We start from the raw sequence: 24,005 nt of genomic DNA, 5'->3' as shown, positions 1-24,005 counted from the left end.
TCTCCCTACTTCCCCTTACCTGTTAGTTTCTTGACAATCACAAGCGAACCAATACTCCCAGGCACAGACCCCGATATAAACAATAGGTTTTCTTCAGGACGAACCTCAACCACCTTCAACCCTTGAACCGTCACCCGCTTATTGCCCATTTGTCCAGGCAATGCCTTATTTTTCCAAACACGAGACGGATAGGAGGCATTACCGATTGACCCTGGGGCGCGATGAAACATTGAACCATGGGTAGCAGGCCCTCCTGCATAATTATGACGCTTCATGACACCCTGGAAGCCCTTACCTTTTGACACACCCTGAATATCTACACCCTCACCCTCAGAGAAGATATCAACCTTAAAAAGGTCACCAACCTTACACTCACCAGTTGGCGAAAACTCTCGAAGATAGCGCCAAAGACGAGACTCCCTGGATCGGAAATGACCAATGTTAGGCTTGGAGAGCTTTTTCTCTTGAATCTCTTCAAATCCGACCTGAATGGCATCATAGCCATCCCGATCCTTTGTCTTCACCTGAGAAACACCACAAGGCCCAGCCTCAACAACCGTAACCGGCAACAGCCGACGCTGCGCATCAAAGACTTGCACCATCCCTAATTTTCTTCCCAATAAACCTGCAATCATACTAGTAACCCTGAATTTCTATATTTCTAATAGACAACAGCCAAATAGCGCCGACAATCAATCTCACGAATACTACAATTTAATTTCAACATCGACACCGGCCGCAAGATTCAATTTCATCAAAGCATCCATCGTCTCTGGCGTCGGCTCCATAATATCTAACAATCTTTTATGGGTCCTAATTTCAAATTGCTCACGAGACTTCTTATCACAATGAGTCGCACGCTGAATGGTAAACTTCTCTATGCGCGTCGGCAACGGTACTGGACCGGCTATTCTGGCACCACTCCGCATAACCGTATCAACAATTTCGCGCACGGACTGATCCAAAATGCGATAGTCGAACCCTTTTAACCGAATCCTAATTCTACGCTCTCCATTCACCGTGTCCAAACCCCTCTTTCCAGCCTCAGGCTAAGATTTCCGTGACCACACCGGCCCCGACCGTCCGACCACCTTCCCGCACCGCGAACCGCAGCCCCTGCTCCATCGCAATCGGGGCGATCAACTCCCCCGTAAACGAGACATTGTCGCCCGGCATCACCATCTCCACCCCGGCCTCTAATTCCACAATCCCCGTCACGTCCGTCGTGCGGAAATAAAACTGTGGTCGATACCCCTTAAAGAACGGCGTATGACGGCCACCTTCTTCCTTCGTCAATACATACACTTCCGCCTTAAATTTCGTATGCGGCGTGATACTCTTGGGCTTCGCTAACACCATCCCGCGCTCCACCTCTTCCTTCTTCGTCCCTCGGAGCAACGCCCCAATGTTATCCCCCGCCTGCCCTTCATCCAACACCTTCCGGAACATTTCCACTCCCGTCACCACGGTCGTCTGCGTGTCCTTGAGCCCGACGATCTCAATCTCATCCCCCACCTTCACTTGCCCACGCTCCACACGACCCGTCACTACCGTCCCGCGCCCACTGATCGTAAACACATCTTCAATCGGCATCAAAAACGGCTTATCAATCGCCCGCTCCGGCGTCGGGATATAACTATCCACCGCCTCCAACAACTTCATGATCGAGGGCACCCCGATCTCACTCTGATCCCCCTCAATCGCTTTAATCGCTGAGCCTGTCACAATCGGCACATCATCGCCCGGGAAACCATACTTACTCAACAACTCCCGCACTTCCAACTCCACTAGCTCCAACAGCTCAGGATCTTCGACTTTATCCGCTTTATTCAAGAAGACAACAATATAAGGCACCCCCACCTGCCGCGCCAAGAGAATATGCTCCCGCGTTTGCGGCATGGGCCCGTCGGCGGCCGAGACCACTAAGATTGCCCCATCCATCTGCGCCGCGCCCGTGATCATGTTCTTGACATAGTCCGCATGCCCCGGACAGTCCACATGCGCATAATGGCGATTCTGAGACTCATATTCCACATGGGAAATCGCAATGGTGAGAATTTTCGTGGGATCCCGACGGCCCTGCGATTCACTCGCCTTCGCCACCTCATCATAGGCGATATACTTGGCCATCCCTTGATCGCCCATCACCTTCGTCAACGCCGAGGTCAGCGTCGTCTTGCCATGGTCCACATGCCCCACGGTCCCCACATTCAAATGCGGCTTCTTCCGCTCAAATTTCGCCTTCCCCATTCCCGCCTCCTTGTCAGTTCTTTTCTATCAAGCCATCACACAAACAAGCTAACTACATATACCAAAAAGGTACCCTACCCTTTTACTCGCCACTCTGCTTTTTGATAATTTGCTGAGCTAACTGCTTTGGCACTGCTTCATATTCCTCAAATTCCATACTATACGTTGCTCGACCCTGAGTCTTTGACCTCAGATCGGTGGCATATCCAAACATTTCGCTTAACGGCACAGCTGCATCAACAGCCTGAGATGAAGCCCGCGCCTTTATACCATGAACCTTACCCCGTCGACTATTGAGATCCCCAATAACATCACCCATAAAATCCTGAGGCACAAGAACTTCCACCTTCATAATCGGTTCCAACAATGTTGGATCAGCCTTTCGACATGCAGCCTCAAAAGCCATAGACGCGGCAATCTTAAAGGCCATCTCATTAGAATCAACATCATGATACGAGCCGTCAAACAAGGTGACTTTTAAATCTCTCATTGGGTAACCAGCCAATACACCAGACTCCAAACGTTCCCGCACACCCTTCTCTACAGCAGGAATATACTCCCTAGGGATCGCACCACCAACGATCTTATTCACAAATTCAAGTCCTACCCCAGGCTCGCCCGGCTCGACCGTCAAAAGAACATGACCATACTGACCACGGCCGCCAGTCTGCTTCACATATTTGCCTTCAGCATTTGCAGCCTTCTTAATGGTCTCCCGATAGGCCACTTCAGGCTTTCCAACGTTAGCCTGAACCTTAAATTCTCGAAGAAGACGGTCAACGATAATCTCCAAATGCAGCTCACCCATACCAGAAATCAAAGTCTGACCCGTCTCTTCATCAGTTTTCACATGAAACGAGGGGTCTTCTTGCGCGAGCTTACCTAGAGAAAACCCGAGCTTCTCCAAATCCTGCTTCGTCTTAGGTTCAACAGCCAAAGAGATGACGGGCTCAGGAAACTTAATAACCTCTAGCAAAATTGGGTGCTTTTCATCGCACAACGTGTCACCCGTCCGTGAGTCCTTCAAGCCAACCGCCGCTGCAATATCACCCGCGAAGACCTCATCAATATCTTCACGTTTATTCGCATGCATTTTTAATAGCCGACCAACACGCTCCTTCTTCCCTTGCGTGACGTTGTAAATGTAAGACCCCGTGGACAGCCTTCCAGAATACACACGAAAGTAAGTTAATTGACCGGCAAAAGGATCACTCATAATCTTAAACGCTAAGGCCGAGAATGGCTCATCCAATTCAGGTCTTCGAGAAAGCTCCCCACCCTGCTTAGGATCCACCCCCACGACAGGCGGAAGATCCAAAGGCGACGGAAGAAAATTGACCACTGCATCCAGCAACGGCTGAACACCCTTATTCTTAAAAGCCGAACCACAAAAGATAGGAGTAATCTTCATGCTAATCGTGCCAGCTCGTATCGCACGCTTAATTTCATCCGCCGTAAGCTCTTCGCCATCCAGATAACGCTCCATCACCGAATCATCATACTCAGCAACGGCATCAATCATCTTTTCTCTATACTCTTGAGCCAAGCCTAAAAATTCTTCCGGAATATCCTCAACGGCATAGGCCGCGCCAAGACTCTCATCGTCATAGACATAAGCCTTCATTTCAACGAGATCAAACAACCCGCGAAGCGCCTCCTCTTTCCCGTATGGCAACTGAATTGGCACAGGATTAGCGCCCAACCGATCTACCATCGTTTGTATTCCTGCAAAATAATCTGCGCCAACACGATCCATCTTATTCATAAAGGCGATTCGAGGCACCTGATACTTATCAGCCTGACGCCACACTGTTTCCGACTGAGGCTCAACACCCTGCACAGAATCAAAGACCGCCACAGCACCATCCAAGACACGTAGCGACCGCTCGACTTCAATAGTAAAATCAACATGACCAGGAGTATCAATGATATTAATTCTATGATCACCCCAAAAACAGGTCGTTGCAGCCGAAGTGATTGTAATCCCTCTCTCACGCTCCTGCTCCATCCAGTCCATCTGAGCGGCACCCTCATGCACCTCACCAATACGATGAGAAACTCCCGTATAAAACAATATACGTTCAGTCGTCGTTGTCTTTCCAGCATCAATATGGGCCATGATGCCTATATTCCTAGTACGACTCAGACTTAATGGTAAATCGACGCTCACAAGATCTCCACAAAAAAATACTGCAGGATCAGTAAAGTCCAACACCCCAAACAGTCAAAACATCCCCAGACCTGCTCGGGACGGACCACCTGCAGCACATAGCAACTAATCTACCAACGATAGTGCGCGAAAGCACGATTGGCCTCAGCCATTCGATGCACTTCGTCCCGTTTTTTCACAGACGCTCCGGCATTGTTCGCCGCATCCAACAATTCACCCGCAAGCTTTTCTTGCATACTGCGACCAGCCCTCGCCTTCGCACTCTGACTAATCCACCGCAAGCCTAAAGCAATTTGACGCACCGAACGAATTTCCACAGGCACTTGATACGAAGCCCCACCAACACGACGAGACTTCACCTCAACAACAGGCTTCACATTCCCAAGCGCCGCATGAAAAACCTTCAATGGGTCATTCCCTGTTTTTTCCTCGACAAGATCAAAGGCCCCGTAACATACGCGCTCTACGGTACTCCTCTTCCCATCCTTCATCAGAATACTCAAAAACTTCCCGACTACCGGATCATTAAAACGAGGATCATAAGAGACTTTTTTACGGAGTACAATTGGCCTTCTAGGCATAACGACAAAAATCCATTTTAAAGAAAATTAAGAATGAAAACGGGTCACACGAACATCACTTAGGCTTCTTGGCACCGTACTTAGATCGACCCTGTTTTCGGTTGGCCACTCCAACAGCATCCAAAGCCCCACGAACCATGTGATACCGAACACCCGGCAAGTCCTTAACACGACCGCCACGAATCAACACAATGGAATGCTCCTGAAGATTGTGACCCATACCAGGAATGTAGGTTGTCACCTCAACACCAGTTGTCAATCGAACTCGCGCAACCTTCCGCAAAGCTGAATTTGGCTTTTTGGGAGTCGTCGTATAAACCCTAAGGCAAACACCACGTCGTTGAGGGCAACGGTTCAATGCGGGACTCTTGCTTTTTGCTTTGGCAGTCTTCCGAGATCCACGAATCAACTGATTAACGGTAGGCATTTATTTTCCCTGATTACTTTCAGAAATTGTTAAATCTTGCGCAAAACCGATGAAGTATATAGAGCATACCTCATTCTGTCAAGAGATGTTTCTACGATTCTCAAATAAATAATGCACGCTTACTTGCCCCCAGAAGGAACAGCCGTCAACGGACTGACAGTCCCCTCTTCACCTTCCAGCAATTCCGCATTTTGAGCAGGCCCTGGAACGTAAGTCTCTCGGTACTCTGAATAGCCGGTTCCAGCCGGAATTAACCGTCCGACAATGACATTCTCCTTCAACCCACGAAGGTCATCAACACGACCATTAATAGCCGCCTCAGTGAGCACCCTCGTCGTCTCCTGGAATGAAGCCCCAGAAATAAAGCTGTCGGTACTCAAAGAGGCTTTGGTAATCCCAAGAAGAACGGGCTTACCAATAGCAGGCGATCCTCCCTCCGCGAGCACTCGCTCATTTTCATCTTCAAAGTCAAATCTATTAACCTGGGTGCCAGGCAAGAATATTGTGTCACCCGCTTCTTCAATTCGAATTTTACGAAGCATTTGACGCGTAATCACCTCAATATGCTTGTCATTAATGACCACTCCCTGCAACCGATACACTTCCTGCACTTCATTCACAAGGAATTTCTGTAGCTCTCTTGGCCCTAATACTGCGAGGATGTCATGCGGATTTGCCGATCCATCCATCAGGGGTTCACCAGCACGAACCCAATCCCCTTCATGAACATTAACGTGCCGTCCACGCGGAATCGAGTATTCCTTAACATCGCCAATCTTATTATCAACCGTCACCTTCCGCATGCCTTTGACAAATCCACCAAACGAGACCTCTCCATCAATTTCACTGACGACCGCCTGCTCTTTTGGCTTTCTTGCCTCGAATAGCTCGGCCACCCTAGGCAACCCTCCAGTGATATCTTTGGTTTTTGTGGTTTCACGAGGAATCTTCGCCAACACGTCGCCAGGATGCACAATACTTCCCTTCTCGACGAAAATGTGCGCGCCAACTGGAAGTAAGTATCGTGCCTGAGCTCCGGACGAAAGCTTAGCGGTCTTTCCACCATCATCCTTGATTGATAGTCTTGGCCTGAGGTTTGTTCCGGCCTGCTCAATCACAACCTTACGAGATAACCCCGTGACCTCATCAACCTCTTCCTTCATTGTCACGCCTTCGGATATATCCCCAAAAGCAATTTTCCCCCCAACTTCAGTCAGAATCGTTAAAGAGTAGGGATCCCATTCTACGACCTTTTGTCCAATTTCAACTTTCCCACCATCCTTGACTTTAATTTTTGCTCCGTAGACAACAGGATATTTTTCCCTCTCACGACCACTATCGTCGTAGATCGCAACCTTCGCATTTCGACTCATGACGACCCAATCACCCTTTTGAGTTTTGACAGCCATAGAAGGATTATGGAAATCCGTATTCTTTTTGGCATCAAAGCTCAAATACTTCATCTCTCCCTCATGCTTCACTTCAAGCACAGTTTGCTCGACAACCTTACTAGCCGTGCCTCCGATATGAAACGTCCGCATAGTTAACTGGGTGCCTGGTTCACCAATAGACTGAGCTGCAATCACTCCAACTGGCTCACCTTTTTCCACAAGCCGCCCCTTGGCTAAATCGCGGCCATAACACATTACGCATACACCCCATCGAGACTGACATGTCAGGACAGATCGAATACGAACTTGATCAATACCAGCCTCCACGACTTCACGAACACGGGTTTCATCGAGCTCGACATTGGCCTTCACGATGATTTCTTGCGTGACAGGATCATGTACATCTTCTGCGGTAAGACGACCTAAAATTCTCTCTTCCAGAGGCTGAATCACCTCACCACCTTCAACAAGTGACGTGACGATAATTCCATCAGTGGTCATGCAATCAATCCCACTGACAATCACATCTTGGGCAATGTCAACAAGACGACGAGTTAAATATCCAGAGTTTGCCGTCTTCAGAGCGGTATCAGCCAACCCTTTTCTGGCCCCATGCGTCGAGATAAAGTACTGGAGGACGGTCAATCCTTCTCTAAAGTTCGCCGTAATCGGCGTCTCAATGATTTCTCCAGATGGCTTAGCCATTAATCCCCGCATACCTCCTAGTTGTCTGATTTGCTGAGAACTTCCTCGAGCACCAGAGTCGGCCATCATGAAAATCGGGTTCAACTCTCTCATCTCACCGTCTTTTCCATCAGCACTAATTTCGCCCATCATCTCATTGGCAACCTGCTCACTGACATGAGCCCAAATATCAATCACCTTATTGTATCGTTCACCATTGGTGATCAGTCCTTCACTGTATTGCTGCTGTACATCATGCACTTCAACTTCAGCCTTCTTAATGAGAGCTTCCTTCTTTGTCGGAATATGCATGTTATCGATACAAATAGAAACACCGGCTTTCGTGGCATACGCAAAGCCAAGGTCCTTCAGCTTGTCCAACATCACCACAACTTCATGAAGGCCAGCTTGACGATACACGGTGTCAATGAGTTTCGTCATTTCTTTTTTTGTCATCAATTGATTGACATGAGAAAATGGAATTTTTGATGGCAAAATCTCATACATCAAAATTCTTCCGACCGTGGTTTCAATCAATTCATGATCAATGCGAGCTTTGACGAAAGCCTGCTCTTCAACTTCTCCGGCATCATAGGCTATCCGCACTTCCTCAGGGGAAGAAAAAATAGCCCCCTCGCCCCTGGCTCCCTTTGACTGTTTTGTAAGCCAATAACAGCCAAGCACCATATCTTGTGATGGAATCGATAGTGGCCGTCCATTTGCTGGAGAGAGAACATTATTAATCGACATCATGAGCACTCGAGCCTCAATCTGCGCCTCGATGGAAAGCGGGACATGAACCGCCATCTGATCGCCATCAAAGTCCGCATTAAAAGCTGCACAGACGAGAGGATGAAGACGTATCGCCTTCCCCTCGACCAACACCGGGTCAAATGCCTGAATTCCCAAGCGATGAAGGGTTGGCGCTCGATTCAACATCACGGGATGCTCTCGAATCACTTCATCTAACACATCCCATACTTCAGGACGCTCTTTCTCAACAAGACGCTTGGCACTTTTTATCGTCGTCGCAGCACCACGCTCTTCCAATTTATGGAAAATAAATGGCTTGAACAGCTCGAGAGCCATTTTCTTCGGAATGCCACATTGATTCAAACGAAGTTCAGGGCCAACAACAATCACCGAACGACCAGAATAATCAACACGTTTCCCTAACAGGTTTTGACGGAATCGCCCCTGCTTTCCTTTGAGCATATCGCTAAGTGACTTTAACGGACGCTTGTTCGCTCCTCGGATGACTCGCCCACGTCGCCCATTGTCAAATAATGCATCAACCGCTTCTTGAAGCATTCTCATTTCGTTTCGAATAATCACCCCGGGGGCCTTCAGCTCTACCAATCGCTTAAGACGATTATTACGATTAATAACGCGCCGATACAGATCGTTTAAGTCAGACGTGGCAAACCGCCCACCATCGAGCGGCACAAGCGGACGAAGCTCTGGCGGCAAGACAGGAATGGCATCCATGATCATCCACTCAGGATTATTCCCGGACTTAAAAAATGCCTCAATGACTTTTAGTCGCTTCGTTAGCTTTTTATTAACAGCCGATGAAACAGATCCCTTCATCTTGGTATCGCGATCATTCCACAACGCCTCAACATCAACCTTCCTCAATAATTCACGAATGGCCTCTGCACCGATACCCACCTTGAACGACTGAATCCCAAATTCCTCGAGACATTCTCGGTACTTCTCTTCCGTCAACAATTCGTTTTCTTTGAGTGCAGTATTGCCAGGGTCAAGCACGACATAGGCTTCAAAGTAGAGGATTTTCTCCAATTGCTTAAGACTCATATCCAGCAAAATGCCGATCCGACTCGGAACACCCTTAAGAAACCAGATATGGGCTACCGGGGCCGCCAACTCAATATGCCCCATCCGTTCCCTACGAACCTTTGACTGGATGACCTCAACGCCACATTTATCGCACACAATTCCCCGATGTTTCATTCTTTTGTACTTACCGCAGTTACATTCCCAGTCTTTCGTTGGACCAAAAATCTTCGCACAAAAAAGCCCATCACGTTCAGGCTTAAATGAACGATAATTTATCGTTTCAGGTTTTTTAACCTCCCCGTATGACCAAGACCGGATTTTTTCCGGTGATGCAATCCGTATTCGCATCGCATCAAATGACACAGCATCACGCGGCTTTTCAAATAGGGAATATATACTTTCCAAAGATTTTCCCTCCAGTTAAATAGACAACTGCATAACCCAGGTGACAGGCCGATCAGTCAGAAGACTTAATCAACTCAACATCCAAGCCCAAACTTTGCAGTTCCTTGACCAAGACATTAAACGATTCAGGAAGTCCAGGCTCCAAGAAATTTTCTCCCTTCACGATCGCTTCATACATTCTGGATCGCCCAGGGACGTCATCAGACTTCACCGTTAAAAATTCTTGCAACGTTGAAGCAGCTCCATAAGCCTGAAGTGCCCAAACTTCCATTTCCCCAAGCCGCTGCCCACCAAACTGCGCTTTTCCTCCAAGCGGCTGTTGAGTGACCAATGAATATGGCCCAATGGAACGTGCATGAATCTTGTCATCAACCAAATGGTGCAACTTCAACATATACACATATCCAACTGTCACGGGACTCTTAAACGGCTCTCCAATTCGGCCGTCATATACAACCGATTGCCCGCTTTCAGGAAGGTCTGCTTGATTAAGGAATTTCTTGATCTCTGTTTCAGTTGCACCATCGAACACTGGGCTTTCTACATGAATTCCCAGAGCCTTCGCAGCCCAACCAAGATGTGTCTCAAGAATTTGCCCGACATTCATTCGAGAAGGCACCCCCAACGGATTGAGCACAATCTCAATTGGAGTCCCATCAGGCAAGTACGGCATATCTTCCTCTGGAAGAATACGAGAGACGACTCCCTTATTCCCATGCCGACCAGCCATTTTATCACCTACAGCAATTTTACGCTTAATCGCGAGGTACACTTTCACTAACTTAATGACCCCAGGCGGCAGCTCATCACCTCGCCTTAATCTGCCGACCCTCTCGTCATACATCGTTTGAAGAATCTCAATTTGATCCTTGACTGCTCGCTCAATCTCTTCGAGCTTCTTTTGCTCCTCGCCATCGCCAAGGATGACACGACGCGCATCATCGTTCGAGAGCTTCCGCAAGACTTCTGCGGTTATTCGCCCCTTTTTCTTGAGAATGACTTCTCCGCTGTCAGGGTCCATCAGATCACGACCGACAAATTGTCCGAGGAGTAGCTTTCTAATCTTTTTGTTCCGTTCTTCTTCAATGATGCGGAGCTCATCCTGATAGTTTCTTTCAATTTTCACTCGATCGTCAGACTCAATTGTCTTGGATCGATCATCTTTATCAACGCCTTTTCTTGAGAAAATTTTGACGTCTACCACAATGCCTTCAATGCCAGGAGGAACTTGGAGAGATGTGTCCTTTACATCACCCGCCTTCTCACCAAAGATAGCACGAAGGAGTTTCTCTTCCGGAGTCAATTGCGTCTCACCCTTTGGCGTCACTTTTCCAACCAATATATCTCCGGCCTTGACCTCTGCCCCGATTCGAACAATCCCACTCTCGTCAAGATTTTTTAGCGCCTCTTCACCAAGATTTGGAATGTCTCGCGTAATTTCTTCCTTACCCAGCTTGGTGTCACGAGCCTCAACTTCAAATTCTTCAATATGAATAGAGGTAAACGTATCATCACGAACAAGCTTTTCACTTAATAAAATCGCATCTTCAAAATTGTATCCACCCCATGGCATGAAGGCGACCAAGACGTTTTTACCAAGGGCCAGCTCTCCACGATCCATTGCTGGTCCGTCAACCAATACTTGCCCTTTCTTAACGGGCTGCCCAACCCGCACAATCGGAGTTTGAGTGATACAGGTATTTTGATTGGTCCGCTGAAACTTAATAAGGTCAAAGGTCTCTAATAATCGACTGCTCCCCTTCTTTCCTTCATCCGTCTTCTGCAATTCAGTTCGTATGACAATTCGCCTGGCATCCACACTCTCAACGACCCCATCGCCTGAAGCACGCTCCAAATATCCTGAGTCACGCGCGACAATGGACTCCATCCCCGTCCCAACCAATGGAGCTTCACATTGTATCAATGGAACAGCTTGTCGCTGCATGTTGGAACCCATCAATGCCCTATTCGCATCATCATGCTCAAGGAAGGGAACAAGTGCCGTCGCAACACTCACCACCTGCTTCGGTGAAACGTCGAGATAATCCACTTCTTCTGGCGTTGTGATGACAAACTCGCCACCTGCCCGTGCAGTGATCGTGTCAGATTCAAAACGTCCATTCGCATCAACTTTAGTATTAGCTTGCGCAATGACAAACTTCTCACCCTCAAGCGGGGAGAGAAATTCCACTTCATCGACGGGACGCCCTTTACGCACCTTACGAAATGGCGCTTCAATAAACCCAAACTGATTAATGCGTGCATACGTTGCCAAGGACGTAATCAGACCAATATTTGGTCCTTCAGGTGTTTCAATTGGACATATGCGACTGTAGTGGGAGGGGTGCACATCCCGCACCTCGAAACCCGCTCGCTCTCGCGTCAATCCGCCAGGGCCAAGTGCCGACAGCCGACGCTTGTGCGTAATCTCTGCCAGGGGGTTCGTTTGATCCATAAATTGAGAAAGCTGACTCCCCGCAAAAAACTCCTTGATCGCAGCAACAATCGGCTTGGCATTGATCAAATCATGCGGAAGCACCGTCTCCATATCCAGAAGATTCATGCGCTCCTTGATGCTTCGCTCCATACGCGCGAGGCCCAATCGAATCTGATTCTCTAACAATTCACCAACAGAACGAACACGTCGATTCCCCAAGTGGTCAATATCATCGACTTCGCCTTTTCCCGACTTCAATTCAACGAGACATCGCACAACCTCAACCAGATCCTGAGAGGTTAATGTTCGCTGATCCAATGGCAAATCAAGATCAAATCGCTTATTCATTTTCAAGCGTCCAACCGGAGACAGGTCGTAACGCTTTGGATTCGAAAACAAATTCTCAAAGAGCAATTTGGCGGAATCAACGGACGGCATTTCGCCGGGCCGAAGTCGCTTGTAAATTTCAACCCACGCCTCTTCCCGAGAAGAGGTTCGCTCAGCATCTAATGTATCAAGAATGACAGGACTCGCCGTCCCACCAAGATAGATGACTTTAAATGGAGGAAGATCGCCTTCAATAATTTGTTCAATAATGGCAGCCGTTAATCGTTGATTCTTTTCGAGAATAACCTCTTTGGATGTCGGATCGATTAATTCCGTTAAGACGGCACGCCCAACAAGTTCATCCGGCTTCACAGGAATTTCTTTAACTCCAGCTGCCTTGATCCTGGCCAGGATAGGCTTCGTAAGCCGCATGCCTTCTTTTACGATAGGATCACCACCGCCTGCCCCTACCACATCAATCGAAGCACGAAGCCCCCCGTGCAATTCAGGATCAAGCTTACGAACCAACGTTCCCCCACTAACCCGAATCTCTTCAACAGGGTAGTACATTTTCAAAAGATCATCCGCAGAATACCCAAACGCCTTAAGTAATATTGTCGCCGGCATTTTTCGACGCCGATCAATGCGGACATACAAGATATCTCGTGCATCAAATTCAAAGTCCAACCACGATCCACGATAGGGGATTATTCTCCCGGAATAGAGAACCTTTCCACTAGCATGAGTCCGACCCTTGTCATGACTGAAAGATGCTCCTGGAGAACGATGCAACTGACTCACAGCCACCCGTTCCGTCCCATTAACAATAAATGTCCCGCGATCGGTCATTAAGGGTAATTCACCAACATACACTTCTTGCTCTCGAACGTCTAAAACTCTATTTTTGACGGCTTTATCCTGACTATCAAACACCACTAAACGCACTCGAAGCTTTAAAGGAGCAGCCAAAGTCATTCCTTGCTCTAAACATTCTCGGACATCATACTTCGGCGTGCCCAATGCATAATTTGAGAATTCCAAAAGAGCCGAATTATTATAATCTCCAATGGGGAATACGCTCTTCAATGCTGCATGAAGTCCTTTTTCTTCTCGCCTCTCAGGAGGCGTTCCAGCTTGAAGAAATTCGTCGTATGACCTTCGCTGAACCTCTACGAGGTCAGGAATTTGAATGGTCAACGGTATTTTGGAAAAACTTGTACGCACAATTGTCCCCTGGTTCACGGATTGGGCCATTCGGTGCTCCTTTAATAAATGAACATGTCTTCGCCAGGAATGGTCTAGACTCTACTTAATTTCTACAGTCGCACCAACCTCTTGGAGTTTCTTTTGAAATCCATCAGCCTCCTCCTTCGAAACGCCTTCCTTAACGGGCTTAGGAGCAGCCTCTACAAGATCCTTGGCTTCCTTTAACCCTAATCCTGTAATCTCCCGCACTACTTTAATGACTTGAATTTTCTTGTCAGCCGGAGCACTACCCAACACCACGTCAAAGGAAGTCTTTTCCTCTTCAGCCGCAGCAGCACCGCCTCCAGCAGCCGGGGCAGCCATCACACCAACTGGCGCCGCAGCCGTGACACCAAACTTCTCCTCGAGTGCCTTCACTAATTCCGATAACTCTAAGACACTCATACTTGACACACCGTTAATAATATCTTCTTTCGATAAGTTCGATTCTGTTGCAGGCATTTCTCCCTCCCCCTTCTGACTTTTGTTTTCTTGTATTGCAGCCACCACGGCAACAAATCCACGGACAATTTGATTCAGCGCAACCACAAAACCTCGTACAGGACCTTGTACGGCCGACAGGAACATCGACAACAATTCATTCCTTGAAGGCAGATCGGCCACAGCATTTAACCGCGCTGGATCGAGAGCCACCCCATCTAACACACCACCCTTGACACTTAACCTATCTTCACACTTTTCATTTCTTATGAAATCTCTAACAACTTTGGCGGGCAAAACAGGATCATCGTACCCAATGACAAGCGCCAACTGCCCGATAAATAGACCCTGAACTGGCAGCAAAGGCGTCCCTTCAACCGCACGACTCGCTAACGTATTTTTCACAACATGCATACGAGCCTGCGCATCACGAAGCTGCCGACGCAACTGAGCAACCTGATTGACAGGCATACCAGAACATTCTGCAACAATCGCGAGCCTCGCCTGGAGAAACCGATCATGCATTTCCGTTACAACTGCTGACTTGTCTGTTTTTTTCATCGATTCATCTCGCTTCCTGCATCCACCCAGGACATTACCCAAATTGACGAATGACACCAACGCTATCAAGTGGGACACCAGGGCCCATCGTACTACAAAGGGTGGCAGTCTTGACGTATTTACCCTTACTTGATGCTGGCTTTGCTTTCATAATAGAGTCAAATACAGCTAAAGCGTTATCTTTAATTTGCTTACTGTCAAAGGAAATTTTCCCGACAGGAACATGCACAATCCCCGCCTTGTCAACTTTGAATTCAACACGACCTTTTCGGATTTCCTCAACAGCCTTTCCCACCTCAAAAGTTACCGTACCCGTTTTGGGGTTGGGCATCAGACCGCGAGGTCCAAGAACCTTACCTAACTTACCAACCGCCCCCATCAAGTCAGGAGTAGCAATAGCCGAGTCGAAGTCAAGCCAACCATCCTTCACTTTCTCCAAAAGATCTTCAGCGCCAACAAAGTCAGCTCCAGCAGCCTTGGCTTCCTGCTCTTTTTCGCCCTTCGCAAACACGACGATTCGAACCTTCTTCCCAGTTCCATAGGGTAACGCCGTCGTTCCCCGCACTAACTGGTCCGCTCGCTTCGGATCAACCCCCAAGCGTATGGCCAACTCGACCGTTTCATCAAACTTGGCGAACGCAATCTGCTTAACTAACTCACTTGCTTCAGGAAGGTCATACAATTTCTCTTCCACTTTGGCCTTTGCCGCTTGAAACTTTTTATTCACCCCACACCATCCTTCCTCCAATTAGTACTAAAGAAGCAACTAAGCCGTCACCCTTCAATCGTAATACCCATACTTCGAGCAGTCCCGGCAATAATTTTAGCCGCACCTGCCACGTCAATGGCATTCAGGTCGACAACCTTTTGCTTAGCAATTTCCTCCAATTGGGTTTGAGAAATCTTTCCCACCTTTTGCTTGTGAGGAACACCAGATCCCTTAATTAAGCCAGCAGCCTTTTTCAGCAAGTCAGATGCTGGCGGGGTCTTGGTGATAAACGAAAAACTTCGATCCTTGTAAACGGAGATGACAACCGGAATAACCGAGCCTTCTTCTTTTTGCGTTTTCGCATTAAACTGTTTACAAAAATCCATAATGTTGACTCCGTGCTGACCCAGTGATGGTCCTACAGGAGGTGCCGGATTCGCCTTGCCGGCTGGAATTTGCAACTTAATTTGAGTCATCACCTCTTTAGCCATGAGATTTTCCTACACCAAGATTAATGAAGATAACAACGACCATCTACACCAAGGAATACACGAAACCCTACCTCATACAGACAGACAACCACTCACCAAATCTATAAAGTATTTCACCTGCAAATACTCACAAGTTCCAACAAAAACTACCCTCGCTCAACCTGAGAAAACGCCAACTCAACCGGCGTGGACCGACCAAATATACTCACAAAAACCTTCACACGGGAGTGATCTTCATCAACTTCATCCACCAGCCCGTTAAAACCAAGGAATGGCCCATCGATAATTCGAACACTATCACCCTTCTCAAAGTCGGCCGACTCTTTTGGCACGGTCATCCCTGATTCCAATTGACCCAATAAAGTCTCAGCTTCTCCAGGATCCAAGGGAATCGGCCGTATCCCCCCGCCAACAAACCCCGTGACCTTTGGAGTCTCTTTAATCATGACCACCGCTTCATCACTCAACAAACCTTCCGACTCTAATAAGACATACCCAGGGAAAAATTTGCGTTTTGATGCTCGCCGCTTTCCATCTTTAAACTCGACAACATCCTCCGTTGGAACCAATACCTGACCCACGACATCACTCATGCCCATTTGGTTCGCTCGCTCAACGATACTCGTCTTGACTCGACCTTCATACCCAGCATACGTATGAATTACATACCAATTTTTCGGCATGACGATTTTGACTCCACTAAAGAATTTTACTGATTACCCAAACAAATAACGAATCAGCAACGGACAAATAGATTGCCATGATGACACAGAAAAGCAGCACAACAGTTGTGGAGCCGACAGTCTCCGCCTTTGTAGGATAGGAGACCTTTTTCAATTCACTCTTCACATCCGAGAGGAATTCTACGATTGACGTCCACAGTTTCTTAAACACTATCCATCCCTTTTAGTCACTACTCTTACAGATGACCCCCAGATGTACCCACACACCATGGCAGGGGCACCAGGATTCGAACCCGGACTTTCGGTTTTGGAGACCGACGTGCTAGCCGTTAACACTATGCCCCTCTATGCTCAGTGAAACGCATGGCGTAAATGAAATGCGCGCTTAGATCTCGACATTCACATCCCACACTTTTACTCTCCGACCCTACAAAAAACCTAATTACTTCACTTCTTTATGGGGAACGTGCTTCCGACAAAACCGACAAAACTTTTTCCTCTCCAGTCGGTCCGGGTCATTTTTCTTATTTTTCATTGTCGAGTAATTTCGCCTCTTACACTCACCGCACGCCAAAGAAATAATCACCCTCATAACTTGCTACCTCAACGTGATAAATAAACTACCAGCCTCAGGCTAAGATTTCCGTGACCACACCGGCCCCGACCGTCCGACCACCTTCCCGCACCGCGAACCGCAGCCCCTGCTCCATCGCAATCGGGGCGATCAACTCCCCCGTAAACGAGACATTGTCGCCCGGCATCACCATCTCCACCCCGGCCTCTAATTCCACAATCCCCGTCACGTCCGTCGTGCGGAAATAAAACTGTGGTCGATACCCCTTAAAGAACGGCGTATGACGGCCACCTTCTTCCTTCGTCAATACATACACTTCCGCCTTAAATTTCGTATGCGGCGTGATACTCTTGGGCTTCGCTAACACCATCCCGCGCTCCACCTCTTCCTTCTTCGTCCCTCGGAGCAACGCCCCAATGTTATCCCCCGCCTGCCCTTCATCCAACACCTTCCGGAACATTTCCACTCCCGTCACCACGGTCGTCTGCGTGTCCTTGAGCCCGACGATCTCAATCTCATCCCCCACCTTCACTTGCCCACGCTCCACACGACCCGTCACTACCGTCCCGCGCCCACTGATCGTAAACACATCTTCAATCGGCATCAAAAACGGCTTATCAATCGCCCGCTCCGGCGTCGGGATATAACTATCCACCGCCTCCAACAACTTCATGATCGAGGGCACCCCGATCTCACTCTGATCCCCCTCAATCGCTTTAATCGCTGAGCCTGTCACAATCGGCACATCATCGCCCGGGAAACCATACTTACTCAACAACTCCCGCACTTCCAACTCCACTAGCTCCAACAGCTCAGGATCTTCGACTTTATCCGCTTTATTCAAGAAGACAACAATATAAGGCACCCCCACCTGCCGCGCCAAGAGAATATGCTCCCGCGTTTGCGGCATGGGCCCGTCGGCGGCCGAGACCACTAAGATTGCCCCATCCATCTGCGCCGCGCCCGTGATCATGTTCTTGACATAGTCCGCATGCCCCGGACAGTCCACATGCGCATAATGGCGATTCTGAGACTCATATTCCACATGGGAAATCGCAATGGTGAGAATTTTCGTGGGATCCCGACGGCCCTGCGATTCACTCGCCTTCGCCACCTCATCATAGGCGATATACTTGGCCATCCCTTGATCGCCCATCACCTTCGTCAACGCCGAGGTCAGCGTCGTCTTGCCATGGTCCACATGCCCCACGGTCCCCACATTCAAATGCGGCTTCTTCCGCTCAAATTTCGCCTTCCCCATTCCCGCCTCCAAAAACCTCTAATCAAAAAACCGTTAATTTTTCAATTCAGACGTTACAAAATTAATAGATAAGCAAAAAAGATCACACTTACGAGAGGGACTTGCACCTAATGGAGCCCACGACGCGGATCGAACGCGTGACCTCGTCCTTACCAAGGACGTGCTCTACCAACTGAGCTACATGGGCCCTCCAATGACCGAGAACCGTCAAATACAAATAGAAGGAATCCATCCTTCATAAACTCATCATGCTCCACGCATCAATTGGAGCGGGCGATGGGATTTGAACCCACGACAGCCAGCTTGGAAGGCTGGAACTCTACCACTGAGCTACGCCCGCTAATAGTATTTTCCAACAACTAACCTGTAAGCCTACCTGCATTCACATCAATAATTTATGGTGGGCAGGCAAGGATTCGAACCTTGGAAGCCGATGGCAGCAGATTTACAGTCTGCCCCCGTTGTCCACTTGGGTACCTGCCCTTTATATGTTCCTACTGGTCGACAACTCGCAACAGGGAAAGACTGAGATGGGGGTGGGATTGCTGGCCACTTGCCCACAGAGAAAGAACCTGCCGTTTTAACACTTTACAAGAAAGCATGAGACTGGAGGTCCCTTGCCTCCGCCAGAACGGGTATCAAAATGCCACAAGGCAAAGCAATAGCCCAATTTGTAAAGAGCATATTATACGGTGACATATTGGGCCAGTCAAGAACAGACTTCTTGGATAGTATGATGGCAAGCGAAGTATAGAAATTGGTAATTAGGCACACGACTATCGCTTTAATTAAACTGCCTCCATAACCTCTCTGGTCTATGGCAACTTATAAATCGAAACGCCAGACGGCAACAGAAATCAGCGCCTGCAGCCTATCCAGATTTCCCCAAGTTTAGGAGTCTGTTGATAAAGTGACCTCGTGAAAGTTATGAACTCGCTACCATCAATGAACACTCAACTTGACAACATTCACGGAATCACCCTAGGATCGCGTCCGAAATTCACGATAAAATTCACTTAGCCTACATTCATGACGATGTCGAACAAATATTTCGTGGTAACAGGGTTACTTTCTTCCCTTTTCGTATTGGCAATTACCATACCATCGCTACGGGGACAAAGCTTAAGCCATCCACCAACCAATAGAGACTGGACGAAAATTGATTTAGTGAAAATCATGACGCCGCAAAAATCTATCATTAAAGCTGAAGTTGCCGATACTCCTGCCGAGCGATCTCAAGGTCTGATGTTCAGAACACAGATGGCGCCCGATCACGGCATGCTGTTTATTTTCAGAGAGTTGGATTATTGGAACTTTTGGATGAAAAACACCAAAATGCCTTTAGACATTATCTGGCTTGATGTGGACTGGAACGTTGTACATATTGAATCACACGTTCCAATATGTACAAAGACCGATGACAGCTGCCCCCGATACCGCACACTGAAAGAAGCGCTCTATGTCCTTGAACTTGGAGCTGGTATGGCCGAACGCTACAAGATTAATTTAGATAGTCAATTGACAGTCAAATGATCAAAGGCAAAGCAGAATATCCTACAATCTACTGTTGACAAAGCGCACGCTCAGCTCCCTACCACCCCCTGACTCGCCTCGCATTCACCACGCCTTCTACTTGCTCGATCCCCTTGATCATACGTTCCAAATGAAGGGTATTCGTAATTTCAATGACAAAATCAAGCACAGCTTTTCGATCTTCACGTGTCGAAATTTCTGCACGAGTAATGTTGGCCTGACAATCTGAAATGGCGGAAGATATGTCAGCCAACACTCCAGTACGATCCAGGGTTAACACTGATACTTTCACGGAATGTGTCCCCGCAATACCTGAATCCCAATCAGCTTCAACCAATCGGTTGTGATCCCAATCTAGAGCCCGAAGATTTGGACAGCCCACCGTATGAATGCTGAGCCCGCGACCGCGTGTAATATATCCCATAATCGGATCGCCCGGAACAGGGTTACAGCATTTTGATAGCTGCATCAGCACATCGTTGCCCCCTTTGACCTTCACCGATTTTTCTGGATGGGCTGGAACCACCTTCTCACGCGCTGCAACAACACCCGAAGACTCCTTTCTCTGAATTACCTGGCTATCAGGCTCAAGTTGATTCGTGACCTGGCTCGCTGAAAGTCTTCCATAACCGACCAATCGAATAAGTTCTTCAACAACGTCAAGGCCTCGGTCTTTCGCGATTTCCAATAGGCGCTCAGATTTTAATGTTTGAGCCGTCGGGAGACTATGACGACGAAACTCTCGTTCCAATAACCGACGACCAATATCTAAGGCCCGCTTTTGTTCTTCAATCTTAAACCAATGACGAATTTTTGCCTTCGCTCGTGAAGTACGAACAAACTTCAACCATCCTTTATGAGGGACCTGAGAAGACGATGTGAGAATTTCCAACATATCTCCACTACTTAACTTGTGCCGAAGCGGAACGAGCTTGCCATTAATTTTTGCGCCGACACAATGATCGCCAATTTCCGTGTGAATGGCATACGCAAAGTCGATTGGCGTCGAACCAACCGGCATTTCTTTCACCTCCCCAAGCGGGGTAAAGACAAAGACGACATCATGAAACAGGTCCAGCTTAACTGAGTCCATGAACTGACGATTATCGGAAAGGTCTTTGTGCCATTCCACAAACTGCCGCAACCAACTAAAGACTTTCTCGTCTTTGCCTGTCACAGCACCTGGCTCTTTATAACGCCAGTGCGAAGCCACACCGTACTCATTAATCCGATGCATCTCCTCCGTTCGTATTTGAAATTCTACGTACTCCCCTTGTGGGCCGACTACCGTGGTGTGAAGAGATTGATAGAGGTTCGCTCGAGGCGTGGCCACATAGTCTTTAAAACGTCCGGGGACCGGTGGCCACAACGAATGGATTAATCCAAGAATGGCATAACAATTCATTTTTGAATCAGTAATAATTCTGACCGCCGAGAGATCATACACCTCCTCGAATGTAATCGATTGCCGCTCCATTTTTTGATAAATGCTGTAGAGATGCTTGGGCCGACCCTGGATATCACCATGCAGACTGGCCTTGGCTAAAGCCTCTCGCGCCATGTCAACAAGCATCTCCAAAAATTCTTGTCGCTCTTCATCTCGTTTGGCCACACGTAATTTGAGCATGGCATAGGAATCAGGCTTCAAATACTGAAGACAGAGATCTTCCAACTTTTGCTTTATCGAGCTGATCCCTAATCGGTTAGCGAGAGGAGCATAAATCTCAAGTGTCTCTTGAGCGATCTGTTTCTGCTTGCTTTCGGATAAATGTTCTAATGTTTCCATGTTGTGGAGTCGATCAGCGAGCTTAATGAAGACCACGCGAATATCGTCTGCCATCGACAACACCATTTTCCGAAAATTCTCTGCCTGCTTCTCTGCATGTGACTTAAAAGGAATTTGTCCAATCTTCGTGACGCCATCGACAAGTCTCGCCACATCTTTACCAAATTGCGCTTCCAATTCGGCATGCGTCGCAAGTGTATCCTCTACGGTGTCATGGAGCAGGCCGGCCACAATGGCCGGCACATCTAATTTTAAAAAAGCCAAAATGCCGGCAACCGCCAATGGATGCTGCAGATAGGGCTCACCGGACTGCCGCATCTGTCCTTCATGCGCATGGGCGGAATAGTCATATGCGCGTCGAAGCATTTCGACATCTGCCTCCGGATGATAGGCTTGAACCTGTTGAATCAGTTCGTCAATTTGCGTGATAGATGTCATCAACATACAGAAACTCCAGGTCTCTCTTTCACTTTCAAGTCACGTATCCGAAGTTGGACACGATCCATGCCGTTCCAGCGGTTTATCTCAGGAACAAACACCATATCAATCATGCGATTTTCGAGTCCCGCAAGATGCTCCATAGCTCCCATCCGAAATCCCATACATTCAAATGGTACTGACCCCTCCTGACGTACAACTAATTTCAAATGATCATCTCCAACAATACGCTTCTCCAACACTTTGACATGCTGACCAAGAAACGTCGGCTCGGGATTTCCCATCCCAAACGGATGCAACTGCTCCAACTCACCAATCAATTGCGGATGAACATGCTGAAGCGCCACAGCCGCATCAATATGCAAGACAGGATTTCGAGCCTCCTCATTGATTGCGGCGAAGGCCAGTTCCGACATCCGCTGTCGGAATGCAGAGAATTGTTCTTGGCGAACCTGAAGTCCCGCTGCCGCGGGATGCCCGCCAAATCCTTCTAACAAATCTGAGCACTGAGCTAAGAGCTTGCAGACATCGACGCCTGGCACACTTCGCACGGAACCACGGCCAAACCCCTCCTCATTAAAGGACACCACAACTGACGGTCGATAATACCGTTCGACAAGTCGAGAAGCCACAATCCCCACAACTCCCACATGCCATGTACGATCACCAACAACAATTGCTCCGGGGAGATCTTTTCCGTCAATCATGTTGACGGCTTCGGAAACCACTGCTTGTTCAATAGTACGACGTTGACGATTGAGGCCATCTAATTGTCGAGCAATGGGGAACGCATCTTCTAACAATTGACTTGTAAACAATTCCACTCCTAACCGGGCATGCGCAAGACGTCCTGCTGCATTAATGGTCGGAGCAAGCTGGAATGCTACTATTCCTTCCGTGCATATTCCCTGAATTCCAGCCGTTTGCTTAAGCGCTTGAATGCCGGGACGAGCACTCCCGGCTATCTGCTTTAAGCCCTCTCGTACAATCCAACGATTCTCATCCTGCAACGGAACCATGTCTGCCACAGTGGCTAATGCCGCTAAATCCGTATACGACTTTACATCGACATCAGCTTGTCCAAATTTCAAAGAATAGGCCGTTGCAACCTTCAAGGCTAAACCACCAGAACAAAGCCCTTTAAATGGATAACGGCAATCCGTTCTCTGAGGGTTCAAAAAAGCAAACGCTTGAGGATGAGAACCGAGAATTTGATGATGATCCGTAATAATGACGTCGAGTCCAAGCGCTTGCGCCAGGTCTATTTCCTGATGTGAACTCGTCCCACAGTCTATTGTGACAAGCACAGTGACCCCAGACCCCGCGAGTCGTCGGATGGCGTTTTCATTGAGACCATAGCCTTCCAACTTACGATCCGGAATGTAAAAATCAACGAGTGCCCCTTGTTGCTGAAGAAACAACACATAGAGACTCGTGGCCGAAATGCCGTCAACATCATAATCGCCATAACAACAAATTTTCTCCTGTTGTACGATGGCTTGCTGGAGCCGATCTACCGCCTTCTCCATATCAGCCATCTGGAACGGATCATGAACCTCTGGCGAATTTATCGAAAGCCATTGACGAGCAGGCTCGACTTCCAAGATCCCACGATTCACCAAGACGGTCGCGGTGATGGAAGAAAGACCAAGTTGGTCCGACAATTGCGCAATGCACTCTGAATTACCCTTGCGCATATTCCATTTTTTAGTCATCACGATGTTTTCTCCTACTGACAATAGCCCTCACTCAACCTCGTACGCATAGAAAACAACGAAGAAGAAAATCTTTGAGCAAAAGCACAGATCACG

At 48.1% G+C, this 24,005-nt stretch carries 18 protein-coding genes, 4 tRNA genes and 1 pseudogene; 1 reads left to right on the top strand and 22 read right to left on the bottom strand.

The features are described from left to right. Positions 1 to 5: 5 nt before the first annotated feature. The 20 genes and pseudogenes from rplC to ACWQXP_RS18855 form a co-directional block, all read right to left on the bottom strand. On the bottom strand, positions 6 to 635 hold the full coding sequence (rplC, locus tag ACWQXP_RS18950; RefSeq protein WP_454064408.1) for a 50S ribosomal protein L3: 630 nt from the start codon (positions 633 to 635) through the stop codon (positions 6 to 8). A gap of 72 nt (positions 636 to 707) precedes the next feature. After that, positions 708 to 1,019: a 30S ribosomal protein S10 gene (rpsJ, locus tag ACWQXP_RS18945; protein WP_454064740.1), complete on the bottom strand. Its 312-nt coding sequence runs from the start codon at positions 1,017 to 1,019 to the stop codon at positions 708 to 710. Between the two features lie 25 nt (positions 1,020 to 1,044). Beyond that, positions 1,045 to 2,250: an elongation factor Tu gene (gene tuf / locus ACWQXP_RS18940; protein ID WP_454064398.1), complete on the bottom strand. Its 1,206-nt coding sequence runs from the start codon at positions 2,248 to 2,250 to the stop codon at positions 1,045 to 1,047. Positions 2,251 to 2,332: 82 nt separating this feature from the next. Further along, positions 2,333 to 4,420: an elongation factor G gene (gene fusA / locus ACWQXP_RS18935; RefSeq protein WP_454064407.1), complete on the bottom strand. Its 2,088-nt coding sequence runs from the start codon at positions 4,418 to 4,420 to the stop codon at positions 2,333 to 2,335. A 110-nt stretch (positions 4,421 to 4,530) separates the two neighbouring features. After that, positions 4,531 to 5,001, bottom strand: a complete 471-nt coding sequence (gene rpsG / locus ACWQXP_RS18930) for a 30S ribosomal protein S7 (protein WP_454064406.1) — start codon at positions 4,999 to 5,001, stop codon at positions 4,531 to 4,533. 55 nt (positions 5,002 to 5,056) lie between these two features. Further along, a complete protein-coding gene (gene rpsL / locus ACWQXP_RS18925) occupies positions 5,057 to 5,428 on the bottom strand; it encodes a 30S ribosomal protein S12 (protein WP_454064405.1) in 372 nt (123 codons plus the stop codon). A 119-nt stretch (positions 5,429 to 5,547) separates the two neighbouring features. Then, a complete protein-coding gene (gene rpoC, locus ACWQXP_RS18920; protein ID WP_454064404.1) occupies positions 5,548 to 9,708 on the bottom strand; it encodes a DNA-directed RNA polymerase subunit beta' in 4,161 nt (1,386 codons plus the stop codon). A gap of 52 nt (positions 9,709 to 9,760) precedes the next feature. Next, positions 9,761 to 13,726, bottom strand: a complete 3,966-nt coding sequence (rpoB, locus tag ACWQXP_RS18915; protein ID WP_454064403.1) for a DNA-directed RNA polymerase subunit beta — start codon at positions 13,724 to 13,726, stop codon at positions 9,761 to 9,763. 51 nt (positions 13,727 to 13,777) lie between these two features. Then, complete coding sequence (gene rplL, locus ACWQXP_RS18910) at positions 13,778 to 14,179, bottom strand: 50S ribosomal protein L7/L12 (RefSeq protein WP_454064739.1); 402 nt, start codon at positions 14,177 to 14,179, stop codon at positions 13,778 to 13,780. Between the two features lie 33 nt (positions 14,180 to 14,212). After that, a pseudogene (rplJ, locus tag ACWQXP_RS18905) lies at positions 14,213 to 14,719 on the bottom strand (50S ribosomal protein L10); the annotation flags it as partial. Positions 14,720 to 14,753: 34 nt separating this feature from the next. After that, a complete protein-coding gene (gene rplA, locus ACWQXP_RS18900) occupies positions 14,754 to 15,446 on the bottom strand; it encodes a 50S ribosomal protein L1 (protein WP_454064402.1) in 693 nt (230 codons plus the stop codon). Positions 15,447 to 15,493: 47 nt separating this feature from the next. Next, positions 15,494 to 15,919 carry a 50S ribosomal protein L11 gene (gene rplK, locus ACWQXP_RS18895; protein WP_454064401.1) on the bottom strand — a complete coding sequence of 142 codons (426 nt, stop codon included), beginning with the start codon at positions 15,917 to 15,919 and terminating at the stop codon, positions 15,494 to 15,496. Positions 15,920 to 16,065: 146 nt separating this feature from the next. Then, the gene (gene nusG, locus ACWQXP_RS18890; protein ID WP_454064400.1) at positions 16,066 to 16,602 is read right to left on the bottom strand and encodes a transcription termination/antitermination protein NusG; all 537 of its coding nucleotides are present in this window, start codon (positions 16,600 to 16,602) and stop codon (positions 16,066 to 16,068) included. Between the two features lie 16 nt (positions 16,603 to 16,618). Next, positions 16,619 to 16,813 (bottom strand): preprotein translocase subunit SecE, encoded by a 195-nt coding sequence (secE, locus tag ACWQXP_RS18885; protein ID WP_454064399.1) that lies wholly within the window; start codon positions 16,811 to 16,813, stop codon positions 16,619 to 16,621. Positions 16,814 to 16,871: 58 nt separating this feature from the next. Then, positions 16,872 to 16,947 (bottom strand) — tRNA-Trp (locus ACWQXP_RS18880). Between the two features lie 97 nt (positions 16,948 to 17,044). After that, entirely contained in the window at positions 17,045 to 17,194 is a 150-nt protein-coding gene (rpmG, locus tag ACWQXP_RS18875; protein ID WP_447970529.1) for a 50S ribosomal protein L33, read from the bottom strand. A gap of 37 nt (positions 17,195 to 17,231) precedes the next feature. After that, complete coding sequence (gene tuf, locus ACWQXP_RS18870) at positions 17,232 to 18,437, bottom strand: elongation factor Tu (RefSeq protein WP_454064398.1); 1,206 nt, start codon at positions 18,435 to 18,437, stop codon at positions 17,232 to 17,234. Between the two features lie 111 nt (positions 18,438 to 18,548). Continuing rightward, positions 18,549 to 18,624: transfer RNA gene (locus ACWQXP_RS18865), tRNA-Thr, on the bottom strand. A gap of 78 nt (positions 18,625 to 18,702) precedes the next feature. Further along, a tRNA-Gly gene (locus ACWQXP_RS18860) sits at positions 18,703 to 18,777 on the bottom strand. 58 nt (positions 18,778 to 18,835) lie between these two features. Continuing rightward, positions 18,836 to 18,920 (bottom strand) — tRNA-Tyr (locus ACWQXP_RS18855). 546 nt (positions 18,921 to 19,466) lie between these two features. Here ACWQXP_RS18855 and ACWQXP_RS18850 point away from each other — a divergent pair. Then, positions 19,467 to 19,970 carry a DUF192 domain-containing protein gene (locus ACWQXP_RS18850; RefSeq protein WP_454064397.1) on the top strand — a complete coding sequence of 168 codons (504 nt, stop codon included), beginning with the start codon at positions 19,467 to 19,469 and terminating at the stop codon, positions 19,968 to 19,970. A 58-nt stretch (positions 19,971 to 20,028) separates the two neighbouring features. On the opposite strand, the gene ACWQXP_RS18845 is transcribed toward ACWQXP_RS18850, so the two are convergent. Beyond that, complete coding sequence (locus tag ACWQXP_RS18845; RefSeq protein WP_454064396.1) at positions 20,029 to 22,200, bottom strand: RelA/SpoT family protein; 2,172 nt, start codon at positions 22,198 to 22,200, stop codon at positions 20,029 to 20,031. Continuing rightward, complete coding sequence (gene recJ / locus ACWQXP_RS18840) at positions 22,194 to 23,909, bottom strand: single-stranded-DNA-specific exonuclease RecJ (protein ID WP_454064738.1); 1,716 nt, start codon at positions 23,907 to 23,909, stop codon at positions 22,194 to 22,196. The genes ACWQXP_RS18845 and recJ overlap by 7 nt, the downstream gene beginning before the upstream one ends. Between the last annotated feature and the right edge of the window lie 96 nt (positions 23,910 to 24,005).

It is taken from the genome of Candidatus Nitrospira salsa (assembly GCF_965152625.1).
Note: the sequence above shows the minus strand (reverse complement) of the source record. Positions and strands in the feature narration are given on the sequence as shown.